15 protein-coding genes are annotated in these 13268 nt (G+C 29.0%); 9 read left to right on the top strand and 6 right to left on the bottom strand.

Annotated elements, in window-relative coordinates; all coding sequences use genetic code 11:
• Positions 1–41: 41 nt before the first annotated feature.
• Complete coding sequence (locus FBF20_RS01205; RefSeq protein ID WP_002851965.1) at positions 42–197, top strand: highly acidic protein; 156 nt, start codon at positions 42–44, stop codon at positions 195–197.
• A gap of 2 nt (positions 198–199) precedes the next feature.
• Entirely contained in the window at positions 200–1510 is a 1311-nt protein-coding gene (locus FBF20_RS01200) for an MFS transporter (RefSeq protein ID WP_002851616.1), read from the top strand.
• Here FBF20_RS01200 and cheQ read toward each other — a convergent pair.
• Both cheQ and cheP read right to left on the bottom strand, forming a co-directional pair.
• Positions 1479–1958, bottom strand: coding sequence for a cheVAW transcriptional regulator CheQ (gene cheQ, locus FBF20_RS01195; RefSeq protein ID WP_002851877.1), 480 nt, complete (start codon positions 1956–1958; stop codon positions 1479–1481). The two genes, FBF20_RS01200 and cheQ, sit on opposite strands and share 32 nt — an antisense overlap.
• Before the next feature lie 27 nt (positions 1959–1985).
• Entirely contained in the window at positions 1986–2843 is an 858-nt protein-coding gene (cheP, locus tag FBF20_RS01190) for a cheVAW transcriptional regulator CheP (RefSeq protein ID WP_002890621.1), read from the bottom strand.
• A 481-nt stretch (positions 2844–3324) separates the two neighbouring features.
• Between cheP and FBF20_RS01185 the strand changes: the two genes are divergently transcribed.
• Complete coding sequence (locus tag FBF20_RS01185) at positions 3325–3879, top strand: FIST N-terminal domain-containing protein (RefSeq protein ID WP_002851848.1); 555 nt, start codon at positions 3325–3327, stop codon at positions 3877–3879.
• Positions 3855–4982, top strand: coding sequence for a methyl-accepting chemotaxis protein (locus FBF20_RS01175; RefSeq protein ID WP_002858658.1), 1128 nt, complete (start codon positions 3855–3857; stop codon positions 4980–4982). Before FBF20_RS01185 ends, FBF20_RS01175 begins: the two co-directional genes overlap by 25 nt.
• A gap of 52 nt (positions 4983–5034) precedes the next feature.
• Here the strand turns inward: FBF20_RS01175 and rplT are convergent, their stop codons facing one another.
• Together rplT and rpmI are read right to left on the bottom strand one after the other, a co-directional pair.
• Positions 5035–5388, bottom strand: coding sequence for a 50S ribosomal protein L20 (gene rplT, locus FBF20_RS01170; RefSeq protein WP_002851731.1), 354 nt, complete (start codon positions 5386–5388; stop codon positions 5035–5037).
• Positions 5389–5481: 93 nt separating this feature from the next.
• Positions 5482–5673: a 50S ribosomal protein L35 gene (gene rpmI / locus FBF20_RS01165; RefSeq protein ID WP_002851822.1), complete on the bottom strand. Its 192-nt coding sequence runs from the start codon at positions 5671–5673 to the stop codon at positions 5482–5484.
• A 155-nt stretch (positions 5674–5828) separates the two neighbouring features.
• Between rpmI and FBF20_RS01160 the strand changes: the two genes are divergently transcribed.
• From FBF20_RS01160 to FBF20_RS01145, 4 genes are all read left to right on the top strand, one after another.
• Entirely contained in the window at positions 5829–6995 is a 1167-nt protein-coding gene (locus tag FBF20_RS01160; protein ID WP_145699604.1) for a hypothetical protein, read from the top strand.
• A gap of 136 nt (positions 6996–7131) precedes the next feature.
• A complete protein-coding gene (locus FBF20_RS01155; RefSeq protein ID WP_002851900.1) occupies positions 7132–7533 on the top strand; it encodes a bacteriohemerythrin in 402 nt (133 codons plus the stop codon).
• Positions 7534–7710: 177 nt separating this feature from the next.
• A complete protein-coding gene (locus tag FBF20_RS01150; protein ID WP_002869262.1) occupies positions 7711–8892 on the top strand; it encodes a NifS family cysteine desulfurase in 1182 nt (393 codons plus the stop codon).
• 9 nt (positions 8893–8901) lie between these two features.
• A complete protein-coding gene (locus tag FBF20_RS01145) occupies positions 8902–9873 on the top strand; it encodes an iron-sulfur cluster assembly scaffold protein NifU (RefSeq protein WP_002890622.1) in 972 nt (323 codons plus the stop codon).
• A 23-nt stretch (positions 9874–9896) separates the two neighbouring features.
• On the opposite strand, the gene FBF20_RS01140 is transcribed toward FBF20_RS01145, so the two are convergent.
• On the bottom strand, positions 9897–11780 hold the full coding sequence (locus tag FBF20_RS01140) for a mechanosensitive ion channel family protein (protein WP_002890623.1): 1884 nt from the start codon (positions 11778–11780) through the stop codon (positions 9897–9899).
• Positions 11777–12412 (bottom strand): carbonic anhydrase, encoded by a 636-nt coding sequence (locus FBF20_RS01135; protein ID WP_002859401.1) that lies wholly within the window; start codon positions 12410–12412, stop codon positions 11777–11779. Before FBF20_RS01135 ends, FBF20_RS01140 begins: the two co-directional genes overlap by 4 nt.
• A 160-nt stretch (positions 12413–12572) precedes the next feature.
• Between FBF20_RS01135 and FBF20_RS01130 the strand changes: the two genes are divergently transcribed.
• Positions 12573–13268 carry a Bax inhibitor-1/YccA family protein gene (locus tag FBF20_RS01130; RefSeq protein WP_002851668.1) on the top strand — a complete coding sequence of 232 codons (696 nt, stop codon included), beginning with the start codon at positions 12573–12575 and terminating at the stop codon, positions 13266–13268.

Raw genomic sequence — 13268 nt, 5'->3', positions numbered from 1 at the left:
AAGATAAAATAAGCTTTGTATTTTTATTTAAGGAGAAAACAATGGCTTATGAAGATGAAGAAGATTTAAATTACGATGATTATGAAAACGAAGATGAAGAATATCCACAAAATCACCATAAAAATTATAATTACGATGATGATGATTATGAATACGATGATGATAACAATGATGATGATTTTTATGAGATGGATTAAGAATGAGCAAAACCCTTAACCAAAAAGATATAAAAGTTTTAGGACTTTCATCATTAGGTGGAACTTTAGAATTTTATGATTTTATTATTTTTGTATTTTTTGCAAATTATATTTCAACAAACTTTTTTCCAAAAGATTTAAGTAGTTTTTGGCAAATGTTTAATACTTATGGAATATTTGCAGCTGGATATTTAGCACGTCCTTTAGGGGGTGTGATACTGGCACATTTTGGAGATAAATTTGGACGCAAAAGAATGTTTATGATTAGTATTTTGTTAATGGTTATTCCAACTTTTACTCTAGCTTTTATTCCAAATTATGAAAGTATAGGTTTTCTTTGTATTGTGCTTTTAGTTTTTATACGCATTTGTCAAGGTATAGCTATAGGCGGGGAACTCCCTGGAGCTTGGGTTTTTGTATACGAACACGCACCACAAGGTCAAAAAAGAACTTATTTGGGAATTTTAACCGCTTCGGTTGTAGGTGGAATTTTATTAGGTAGTTTGGTTTTTTTAATTATGAATAAAATTTATACCCAAGAAGAACTTCATGAATGGGCTTGGAGAATTCCATTCTTTTTAGGTGGAATTTTTGGGATTATTTCTGCTTATTTGAGAAAATTTTTAAGAGAAACTCCTGTTTTTGAACAAATGAAAAAAGACAAGGCTTTAGAAAAATTTCCTTTAAAAGAAGTGTTTAAAAAAGCTAAAATGGGAATTGTTCTTTCTATGATGATTACTTGGGTTTTGACAGGTTGTATTGTTGTAATGATTTTGCTTATGCCTAGTTATATGGCAAAAATACTTCAAATTAATACTTCTATACAAACCTATCTTCAAATAGGTGGAATTTTGCTTATTTGCCTAGGGTGTATTATAAGTGGAATTTTAGCGGATAAAATAGGCGTTATTAAATCTTGTGTATTTTTTAGTGTTTTTTTTGGAATTGCAAGCTTGCTTTATTTTAATACTTTATATAGACAAAATGCTGATTTTAACCTAGTAGCTTGCTTATATTTACTTGTATGTTTTTTTAGCGGAGTGATGAATTTTTGCCCTTTAATAATGAGTGAAGTATTTGATGCAAAAATTAAATTTTCAGGACTTTCTTTTTCATATAATATTGCTTATGCTATAGCTGGAGGTTTAACTCCGCAACTTGCTTTTTTCTTGCATAGTTTTGCCTTAAATAATTTAAGTAATTTTTGGCGTTTTTCTTTGGGACTTTATGTTTTCTTTTTGGCTATTATAGCTTTGCTATGTGCATTTATTTTTTCTTATCTTAATAATACCCAACGCACATACTCTCAGTGATTTTAATACGCTTTTCAAAAGGAGCTGGGCTAAAAAAATGGCATTTTTCTATATAAATATGCTGATGATAATTTAGCCCTAAAAAATCATAAAATTTTTTTAAATTAACAAATTTAATCCCACAAATTTCCTTAAGCTCTAAAAGTTTATAAATAGAAGAATTATTTTTTTCCACTAAATGAGAGGGAGCTAATCCAGTAAAAGAACAAAAAGCACTTGCCAATACAAAACCATTTAAACCACTACATTGCCTTAAAGCTTGCTGATGTTTTTCTAAAATGCAATTTCTATGCAAAAATATAATTCTTGTTCCTTGATATCTACCTATTTCTGCATTTTTCCAAAATTTATAAGCATTTTTTGAAATTCCAGCAAAACGATGAAATTCAGCGTTTAAAATATAGTGATCTAAAAATTCATTAGGAGGTAAGATTAAACTTTTCATCACTACAATTTAGAGCCTTAAAAAGGCTCTTTAATCTTTTTTGTTTAAATTTTCCTTAGCTTTGTTAGGAAGCTTAGATAAAAGATTGTTTAAATCAAAATTAATTCCTTGAGTTTTTGCCTCTTTAAGTAAAGCAACTGCAGCTTTTGCGTTAAATGGAGAAGAACCATCATGCGGAGCAAAAAGATGATCTGTTATTGCTAAAGCATAAGCGGATTTTTTCACTTTTTCGCGAGCAGCATGAGGAGTGCGAACAAAACATATACTTTCAATCAAAACATCATCAAAATTCCAACGATGTAACAAAAATCCCAAGAAAGAAATATGATCTACGCCTAAAAATTCATTCTCCGCTAAAGCAAGATTTTCATTTTTATTTAAAAAAGCTAAAAAATCCTTATCCTTATGATTTTGTATAAGAAAATTTGAAAAAATAACAATACCAAGCCTTAAAAGCATTGCACAAGGAACTAAAAGATGAGAAAGTTTTTTATCTTCATCATTAAGCCAATTTGCGATAAAAGTTGCCTCTTCATTGCACGTTTTTAAAAAATTTTGAGTATTTAAACCATAAGGTGAAACGTCTATTTTAAAATTATCTCTAATGGAGTCAGCCATAACTATATTGATGATATTACCAACGCCTAATAAAGTAATCACTTGATTTATGGTTGTAATTTCTCTTGTAAAACCATAATAAGGAGAATTTGCTAATTGCAAAAGCTTAGCCGTCATCAACGGATCGCTTGAAATGATTTCAGCAACTTTCATAGTTTCTATATTTGAATTAGCCTCGCTCACATATTTTCTTAACTTACTTACAGTATCAGGTAAAGGTGGCAATACTTCAACGCTTTTTAATAAAAGCTCATTCATATCTCCAATCATATTTAATTTATCCTTAATTAATATTATTATAATTTGCAATTATATCTAAATTTTAATTTACTTATTGCATTTTTTATGACTTAAGGTATAATAAAAATTACAAATAAATGTCGAATTTATGGTGTCTTGATTTAGTTAACTAGTAATTAAAAAATAGTTTTAATGGAGTAAAATTGATGTTTTTTTAATTTTAAAAATAAAAGCTCAACAAAAAAAGAAGAAGTAAAAAAGTTTTAGAAGCTCTATATCTTCAATAAAATGAACTTGAAGAAAAATTAAAAAAAATAAACATCAAGCCAAAATTAATTATAGGCTTTGTGTCAATCAACTTAATCTAGCGATCATAGGAAATAAGATTCAAAATTCTATAAATGAGCAATGTGATATCATCTTAAGCAGTGCTACTGATTTATTATGCAACCTTGATTCTAACTCAAACATTGAAAACAGTCCTTATAAACAAAATATCCAAGGAATAAGCTTGATACTTTTTAGTGAAGATATGATAGAAAATCTTTGCACAAATAAAATCAAGCTTTTTAGTGATATAAAAGATTATACAGAAAGAAAAAAACTGATAGAAAAAGAAGTTTTATTTATAAATATACCTTTTGAAGCACACTGCATAAATACTTTGTATTATTTAATTTATGATGGTTTAAGTCAAAGCGAAAGTTCTCTTTTAGAACTTTTGTACAAACACAACCCCTATCCTTGTGCTTTAGTAGGGGGTGGGTCTAGCGGAAACATGGACTTTAGCGGAGCATTTATATTTTATAATGGAGAAATATTAAAAAATCAAGCTTTAAGCATACATGTTCAATTTAAACCTAAATACCGTTTTAATTTAATGAAGTCTCAAAATTTTAATCCTCAAAGCAATATCACCTTTACCATACTTGATGTAAGCTTATATGATAAAACCGTACGCGAATTGATTAATAAAAAACCTTTCCGGTTGAAGCTTTATGTAATTATTTTAACTGCACTTTTGAAGAACTTAAAAATAAAATGCAAGAATATACTTTTGCTTTAAAAATTGGAGAAGACTATCTTATTTCCCCTATGGAAATCAACCCAAATAAAACATTATTTAGTTATTGTGATATAGAAAGCGCTCAGGAATTAAGCTTGCTTAAAAAAACAAATTTTATTGAAGCTATAAAAAAAGATTATGAAAAATTTTCTCTTAATAAACCAAAACCACTAGGAGCAATTTTTAACGATTGTATCTTAAGAAGGCTTCACAACAAAGAACATTTAAATCAAATCCATTTTAATGATTTTCCTATAGTTGGTTTTTCTAGTTTTGGAGAAATTTATGGAGTGGGAATTGCAAAAAGTTTAGTGGCAATATTTTTTTATGAAGTTGAAAATTTTAATGATTTCAAACCTAGATATTTAAAAACTTTCATACAAAAATACAGCGATTTTAAATACTATTATCTTAATATAAGAGCTCAAAAACTAGAAATGACAAATGAGATTAATAAAATAATCTTAAATCAACTCAAACAAAATACATCAGAAATTGATAAAAATACAAGTATATTTAAAGAAATTTTTGAAGAACTTGAAAATATAAGAAGAAGTCTTACAACTATTAGTGAAAGTTTTACCAATTTCACTAACTACCTAGAATACAACCTTTACCAAAGCGAAGAAAAAATGAATTTAGAAAAAGAAGTACAATCTTCTTTGAAAAATATAGATCAATTAAATAGTATTTTAGATCTTATTTCAGGGATTGCTGAACAAACTATCCTTTTATCTTTAAATGCAGGTATAGAAGCTGCTAGAGCTGGAAAACTTGGTCGTGGATTTGCAGTTGTAGCTGATGAAGTTAGAAAACTTTCAGAAAATACCCAAATGGGTCTAGGTGAAATGGAAGGAGCTATCAAATTAGTTATTCAGACCATACAATCCATTGCAAAAAGTTCCAATTCTAGTACTCAAGAAATGAATTTTATAAGAGATAAAACTAATGAATTTTCCAAAATCATTTCAAATCTTATAAATTCAGGTAAAGAAATTTCAGATAAATTGGAACAAAGAAGCAATGTCAGCGAAGATTTTGAAAAAAATGTAAATCAACTCAAATGTTATGAAGATGTTCTAGCTAAATTAAATCAATACTGAAAAAATTAAGAATTTCAAGAATCAAAAATCTTGAAATTCTTATACTAAAAAATCAAAGTGCTTTTTTTGCAGCCTCTGCAATTTTTGCAAAAGCAGCAGCATCATTCATAGCTAAATCTGCTAGAATTTTTCTATCAAGTTCAATGCCTGCTTTTTTAAGACCATTGATAAATCTTGAATAACTTAAATCATTGAGTCTGCAAGCAGCATTGATACGCACAATCCAAAGACGACGGAAGTCTCTTTTTTTGCGGCGTCTATCACGATAAGCATAGACTAGACTTCTTTCTAATTGTTCTTTTGCTTTTCTAAAATGTTTGCGGCGTCCACTATAAAAACCACGCGCTAATTTTAAAACTTTTTTATGTCTGCGGCGTCTAACAACACCTGTTTTTACTCTTGCCATTTTTATTTCCTTTCATAAAGTGGCGTCCAAATTTGGAGCTTACCCTTGAAATTTTATCTCAGAGGGGAGTTTGAATGACTTTTAGTCAAAAACTTAAATTCCTAGCATTTTTTCAACAGCTTTTACATTTGTGCTATGCACATATTTAGCTGTGCGAAGACCACGCATTCTTTTTGCAGGTTTTTTAGTCAAAATATGACTTCTAAAAGCTGAGCCTCTTTTGATTTTATTTTTACCTACTTTGAAGCGTTTAACTGCGCTTTTAACGCTTTTCATCTTTGGCATACGCTTTCCTTATTTAGATAAATTTTTATTTTTCAAATTAAAAGAAAAGCTAAATACTATCAAATTTTTTCTAATTTTTGACTGAATTTAATTTTTAAAAAACTTGGCACACCTTTTGCTTATAAAAAATCAGCAATATTTTGGAAAGATTTAAAATGACTATAAATTCGGCAAATCCATATCAAAATTTAACCTTATCTAATCCTTTGCAGAATAGCTCTGCTCTAAATTTGATTAAAGATAGTAAAGCTTTGGATCAAGAAGGAAATGAAAATAGCTTAGAACAATTAAGTTATATTTTTAATAATACCACTTATGCTAGTGAATTTGGATTTAGAATCAATGAAGAAGGTTTTTTTGATAAAGATTTAAATAAAATTGCAAATATACCAGAATCTTATGATATCAACATTAAAAGTGTTAGAAGCATAGCAAAAGAACTCGCAAAACAAGACGAAAATTTAAACTACAATAAAATTGATCTACCTTATCTTTTAAATAGCTATCATAGTTCATTAAAATCTATAAATTCAGAATTTTTACAAGATGATAATGCTTATTTAAGTCGCGATCTTATTTCAAAACTATCATCAGGTTTTTCAACAGATAATGGAGAATTTTTAGGCCAAATTTCAAGAATTTACAACAATCAAGAAGAAATTGATTTGGCATTAAGCAATATCACAAATTTAAATACTTTAATGTTAGATAATAAAATAACTAATTTTCATTTTGATAAAGCCATAGAAAACACTTCTTCTAATGAAATTTTAAAACCTTATTTAACTAAAAATGCAGAAGTATCAAAATCTGGTCTTTTAATGAATTTTATCTACCATGATATAAAAACTCAAAACGAAAAAGAATTTAACTTTTTTATGAAACCTGCCACTTTAGAACTAAGCTCTCATCAAAATTTACAAAAAATTCTCAAGGGCGAAACAGATATAGAAGATTACATCAAAAAAGAAAATGAAAAAAAGATGAGTTTTGATCTTTATCTTTATATTAATGGCGTAGATAAAAAAACAAGCACTCAAGACAAACTATCTGTATTTTTTCAACAATATATTAACTACCAAAAAGATATGGATTTAAGAGAATTTGCAAATTCAAGTTCAATATTTCAAATTTATATCGATCAAAATCGCAATGATTTTGATACTCTTAAAAAACAATATCAAAACCAAAGCCAAGATACGCAAAGATTAGAAGAAGCAAATCAACTACGTTCTAGCTCTATAGAAAATTTTTTAGATCGTCGTCAAAAACAAGCAAATATAAATAAAATTCTAAATTCTTATATGTCTGTAATGGTTTAAAATAATTTTTTAAAAAATATATAAATTATAAATACTTTAATAATAATAATTTTTATATAATTAATTAATAAAATTTTAAGTATTATAGCATTATAATCCGCTCTCAAAAAATATAAATATAAAAGTACTCAAAACCATGACTTATAATGAAAAAATTATTTCAATGAATAATGATCTTTTAGATCATCAACATAAAGAACTTTTTGAAATTTCTAAAAAACTCTCTTTAATGAACCAACGTCATGTTGGAACAAAAGAATTAAAAATTGTCTTAAGAGAGTTGTTAATAATGATCAATAGACATTTTTCAGATGAAGAAGCCTTTATGAGAGAAATAGAATATCCTTATATCAACCATCATACAAGAATTCACAGAAAAATTATCTTAGAAATTGAAGAAATTATCATCAGTGAAGCTAAATTTGTAAATATAATGACCGAAAAATTAAATCTCGTTGTTCAAGATTTTATCTTTAAACATACAGCCAAAGAAGATTCAAAAATAGTAAAGTATTACGAAGAAAAATTTAAGAAATAGTATTTCTCATTTTTGCTATATAAAATTCACAAAATATTTCACTTTAAAATTTTACTTTAGCATTTTATTTTTGTTATAATTTTTAACCTAATTTTTATAAATTTTTGTTATTATCCGTTTTTAAATAAAGATAAAAAATATCCTAATTAAAATTAAGGATAAATTAAGGATTTTAAAGTGAAAGTATATTTAGATAACAACGCAACGACAATGCTTGATCCTAATGCTTATGAGTTGATGCTACCTTTTTTAAAGGATATGTATGGAAATCCAAATAGCCTTCATCAATATGGTAGCGCAACACATCCTGCCTTAAGAGAAGCTTTGGATAAACTTTATGCAGGACTTGGAGCAAATGACCTAGATGACATAATTGTAACCTCCTGTGCGACAGAAAGCATTAACTGGGTGCTTAAGGGTGTGTATTTTGATTATATTTTAGATAAAGAACGCAATGAAGTGATTATTTCTAGTGTAGAACACCCTGCTGTTACTGCTGCTGCTTATTTTTTAAAAAGTCTTGGAGTAAAAGTCATAGAACTTCCTGTAAATGAAGAAGGAGTTTCTACTGTAGAAGATTTGCGTAAAGTGATTAGCGATAAAACAGCACTTGTAAGTGTTATGTGGGCAAATAATGAAACAGGTATGATTTTTGATATTAAAGCGATGGCAGAACTTGCGCATGAATTTGGTGCTCTTTTTCATACAGATGCTACTCAAGCAGTAGGTAAAATAAAGGTTAATTTAACTCAAGTAGGAGTTGATTTTGCTTCATTTTCGGCACATAAATTTCATGGACCAAAGGGTGTGGGTGGACTTTTTATAAAAAAAGGACTTAAGCTTACTCCACTTTTACACGGTGGAGAACACATGGGTGGTCGTAGAAGCGGGACTTTAAATGTACCTTATATAGTGGCTATGGGCGAGGCTTTGCGTATTGCAAATACTATGCTTGATTTTGAAGATTCTCATATACGCCGTTTAAGAGATAAACTAGAAGATCAAATTTTAGCCTTGCCTGATACAACAGTGGTTGGAAAAAGAGAACACCGTGTGCCTAATACAATCTTAGCAAGTATTAAAGGAGTTGAAGGCGAAGCAATGCTTTGGGATTTAAATAAAAATGGTATAGCTGCAAGTACGGGCTCAGCCTGTGCAAGTGAAGCTTTAGAAAGCAATCCTATTATGGAAGCTATCGGTGCGGAGCATGATTTAGCGCATACAGCTTTAAGGCTTTCTTTGTCACGTTTTAACACTGAAGAAGAAATTGATTATGCAGCAAAACAAATTAAAAATGCAACACAGAGATTAAGAGCAATTTCTTGTACTTATGCTTATAATCCAAATAATTACAAATAAGGATGAAAAATGGGAAAAAATAGTTTAATTGGTGGATCCATTTGGGATGAGTATTCACAAAAAGTTCAAGATAGAATGAATAATCCTCAACATATGGGAGAATTTAGTGAAGAAGATGCTAAAGCACGCAATGCAAAATTGATCGTAGCTGATTTTGGCGCAGAAAGTTGCGGCGATGCGGTAAGACTTTTTTGGCTTGTAGATGAAAAAACTGATAAAATTATCGATGCAAAATTTAAAAGTTTTGGTTGTGGTACAGCTATAGCAAGTAGTGATACTATGGTGGATCTTTGTATAGGAAAAACTGTAGATGAAGCAGTAAAAATCACAAATTTAGATGTGGAATTTGCTATGCGTGATAATCCAGAAACTCCAGCTGTTCCACCTCAAAAAATGCACTGTTCGGTTATGGCTTATGATGTAATCAAACAAGCAGCAGCGCATTATAAAGGCATAAGTCCTGAAGATTTTGAAGATCAAATTATAGTTTGCGAGTGCGCTAGGGTAAGTCTTGGAACTATTAAAGAAGTGATTAAACTTAATGATTTGCATAGCGTAGAAGAAATCACACAATACACTAAAGCGGGTGCTTTTTGTAAATCCTGTATCAAACCAGGCGGACATGAAAAAAGAGATTATTACCTTGTAGATATTTTAGCTGAAACTAGAGCTGAAATAGATAGAGAAAAACTCAAAAATACAATGAAAAGTGATGTAGCTTTTGATGAAATGACCGTAGTGGGACAATTAAAAGCAGTTGAAAGTGTTTTAGATGCTGAAATTCGCCCTATGCTTCATAATGATGGTGGAGATTTGGAAGTGATTGATATACAAAAGACTGAAGGTGCAGCAATTGATGTTTATATTCGTTATCTTGGTGCTTGTAGTGGTTGTTCTAGTGGAAGTGGTGCAACACTTTATGCTATTGAAACAATTTTACAAGAAGAATTAAGTCCAAATATACGCGTTATGCCGGTTTAAAAAAATAGCAAGATAAAATCTTGCTATTTTTTAGCTTTTGCTTGCAAATCAAGGGGTGGTAAATTTTCTATATAAATACTACGACTTGGGAAAGCAAAGGTTAAACCATTTTTTTCAATTATACGCATAAACTCAAGCATTAAACTTTGTCTAGCTTCTCTAAAATCTTTTCCACCTATTTCTTTGATATAAAAATAAAGCTCTATATTAATACTACTATCTGCAAATTCACTTAAAGCCACATAACAAGCATTTTTATAGCCTTCTAAATCATTAATAGATACAAGATTTTGACGATATTTTGTTGTATGATCGCCATATTTTAATGCACTATCCTCATCGTGAGCTACTAAATCACTTGTATGCAAAAATTCTCTTAGATCTTTTACACATTGTTCTAGTTTTTCAGGAGTAGCATCATAACCAACACCCAAATACATTCTAACATGGCGACCCATGCGTCTTTTGCTCCAATTTTTGATATTAGCTCCCATAATAGTTGAATTTGGTAAAAATACAAGACAATTATCAAAAGTTCTAATAGTAGTTTTTCTAAGTCCTGTTTCAACCACGGTTCCTTCTATGTCTGAAACCTCTACCCAATCTCCTTGATTAAAGCTATTATCAAAAAGTAAGAGTATAGAAGCAAAGAAATTTGCAATGATATCTTTCGCCGCTAAAGCAACAGCTAAACCACCAATTCCCAAAGATGCAATAATAGCCGAAATATTAAAACCAAGTTGAGCAAGAATATATAATAAAGCTATAATAATAATGACAAAATATAAAATTTTAATAATTAAATTTACAACTTCTTTTTTTCCACTTTTTTGAGCAAGTTTAGAAACCAATACCACGCCATAACCATCAAGCATTCTTAAAATAAGCCATGCAATTAAAACTGCATAAACTATATGAAAAAAATTACTTAAATTTACACTCAAAGGTGCAGGATAAGTTGCTATAGTAAGACAAAGAGAAATAGCATAGACAATCAACAAGAAGCCTACGGGTTTTTTAATATTCTCAATAAAAATGACTTTAATATCATCTACATCATTTTTATTTCTATAAAAAAACTGAACAAGGAAAAAATATACTATATTTGCAAAAAAACGTCTTAAAGATATAAAAAATACTAAAACCAAAGCAGAAATTACTATTTTTCCGATATTAACAAAACTTACCCCAATTGCCTCATTTATACGATCTATCCAAACTTGAAGCTCGAGTAATGAAAAAATATAATTACTTTCAAGCAAATCTGCATTTGAGCGTAAATACTTAAGAATTTCAGAATAAGAATCTACAGCATTACTGATATATCTTTCTTTTAGGGTAATTTTTTCTAATTCTTCTGAATTTGTAATTTTGCTTTTAAAACTATCTAAATTAACATTAGAAGAATTTTGTAAATTTTCCATTGCCTTATCAACAGTAGCAATCAAATCTTCACTGCTTGCTGTATTTTTAAAAAGTTTTTCCACTTCAAACAAAGAAGAATAAAAACTTTCCACAATATTAAAATAAACTAGATTAAGAGTGGCATCTGTATAAATATAAGGCTTATTAATATTCTTTTTTTGAACATCTAGTAATTTTTCTTTTGCTTTTAAAAATCTAGCCACTGCCTCTTCATTAATCTTTTGTCCTACTATCATATCGGGTATTTTTGCTAAAATAGTCTTTTTGTCTTTTTCAAATTCACTTAAAATACCATTAAAAGTGCTTGAATTTTCATCATTGTTTTTCTTAAATTCTTTAATTTGATTGTTAAGATCAACATATTTTTCAACTAAAGCATAAATTCCTTCATCCTCTTTACTAATATTCGCATCAATAAATTTAAATTCTTGTGCTCCAAGGTATAAAATAAAAAAACATAAACTAAAAATAATTTTCTTCATTGAACTTTCCTATCCTGTATTAAAGTAAAAATTTTTGCTTTAAAATCATACTCATAAATTTCACCTGTCTCTATAATATAATACCAAGCATGTACTTCTATTTTTCCTTCATCTAAAGCTTCTTGCACGCCTGGATAAGTAAGTATATTTTGCAAAGAATTTACTAAATTTAATTTTTCTGTAAGCCATGAACGCATAGCCAAATCGTCTCTTGCAAAAATCATTACATCTTTTTTTATCGGATCTAACATAGTAAGCCATTTTTTCACATTAGGAATTTTATTTAACTCTTCATCAGAATAATAAAGAGCATTGCAACCTCCACAATTACTATGGCCACAAACGACGATATTTTTAATATGCAATGAATTTAAAGCATACTCTATTGCTGAAGTTGTCGCTAAGTAATCTTCCCCAATGCGATAAGGTGGAACTATATTTGCAATATTTCGTATTACAAAAAGCTCACCTGGACCCGTATTGGTGATCAAATTTGGAATTACTCTAGAATCAGAACAACCTATAAAAAGAGTATGGGGATTTTGCTTATTTTTTAGACTTTCAAAAAGTTCTTCATGCTCCTTAAAGTCTTCTTGCATAAACTTAATCGCACCACTAATAAGATTTTCCATAAAACCAACCTGAAACTAAAATCTTGAAATTATAACAAAATTTCAGCAAAGATTTCATTTAATCATAAAGATATTATATAAATTAACTTTTTATTTAGTCTAATATGTTAGATTTCGCTCAAGATTTTAAAAAATCTAACAATTTTGCAAGGAGAATTTTATGAGTCTTTATGATAGAGACTACTCAAGATCAAAAGAATTTGAAAATACACGCTCAAGCGAATTAAGTATTTTTATTAAACAAACTTATCAACTTTTTGCTGCTTCATTATTAGCTGCAACAGTAGGTGCGTATGTAGGAATTTTTGCTTTAGCATCATTTTTTATACAATCACAAGTAACTTTTTGGATCCTTTTTGCTGTTGAAATCGGACTTTTATTTGCTTTGCAATGGAAAAAAAGAGAGGCTCCATTAAATCTTGTTTTACTTTTTGGTTTTACTTTCTGTTCAGGTTTAACTCTTACACCTTTGCTTATTTCAGTTTTAGCTCTACCAGCTGGAGGAATTATCATCGCTCAAGCTTTTGCTTTAACAACGGTTGCTTTTGCAGGACTTAGCGTATTTGCTATGAATACAAAAAAAGATTTTACCGTTATGGGTAAAGCTTTATTTATAGTATTAATCGTTATTGTAGCAGCATCTTTACTAAACCTTTTCTTCCAAAGCAGTATAGTTAATCTAGCTATTTCAGCAGTAGCTGCAATATTATTTTCATTTTACATTCTTTATGATACGCAAAATATTATCCGCGGAAATTATGAAACTCCAATCGAAGGTGCAGTAGCACTTTATCTTGATTTTGTTAATCTTTTCGTATCTTTACTTAATATCTTAAGAAGCTTCAATAGCAGATAA

Origin of the sequence: Campylobacter sp. CFSAN093259 (assembly GCF_012889985.1) — a bacterium.
Lineage (GTDB): Bacteria > Campylobacterota > Campylobacteria > Campylobacterales > Campylobacteraceae > Campylobacter_D > Campylobacter_D jejuni.
Note: the sequence above shows the minus strand (reverse complement) of the source record. Positions and strands in the feature narration are given on the sequence as shown.

Coding starts and splice junctions, on each gene's coding strand:
- FBF20_RS01135 (WP_002859401.1), bottom strand. CDS start 12,412: ATGGAAAATCTTATTAGTGGTGCGATTAAGTTTATGCAAGAAGACTTT.
- FBF20_RS01160 (WP_145699604.1), top strand. CDS start 5,829: ATGACTATAAATTCGGCAAATCCATATCAAAATTTAACCTTATCTAAT.
- rpmI (WP_002851822.1), bottom strand. CDS start 5,673: ATGCCAAAGATGAAAAGCGTTAAAAGCGCAGTTAAACGCTTCAAAGTA.
- FBF20_RS01140 (WP_002890623.1), bottom strand. CDS start 11,780: ATGAAGAAAATTATTTTTAGTTTATGTTTTTTTATTTTATACCTTGGA.
- cheP (WP_002890621.1), bottom strand. CDS start 2,843: ATGATTGGAGATATGAATGAGCTTTTATTAAAAAGCGTTGAAGTATTG.
- FBF20_RS01130 (WP_002851668.1), top strand. CDS start 12,573: ATGAGTCTTTATGATAGAGACTACTCAAGATCAAAAGAATTTGAAAAT.
- rplT (WP_002851731.1), bottom strand. CDS start 5,388: ATGGCAAGAGTAAAAACAGGTGTTGTTAGACGCCGCAGACATAAAAAA.
- FBF20_RS01175 (WP_002858658.1), top strand. CDS start 3,855: ATGCAAGAATATACTTTTGCTTTAAAAATTGGAGAAGACTATCTTATT.
- FBF20_RS01200 (WP_002851616.1), top strand. CDS start 200: ATGAGCAAAACCCTTAACCAAAAAGATATAAAAGTTTTAGGACTTTCA.
- FBF20_RS01145 (WP_002890622.1), top strand. CDS start 8,902: ATGGGAAAAAATAGTTTAATTGGTGGATCCATTTGGGATGAGTATTCA.
- FBF20_RS01205 (WP_002851965.1), top strand. CDS start 42: ATGGCTTATGAAGATGAAGAAGATTTAAATTACGATGATTATGAAAAC.
- FBF20_RS01155 (WP_002851900.1), top strand. CDS start 7,132: ATGACTTATAATGAAAAAATTATTTCAATGAATAATGATCTTTTAGAT.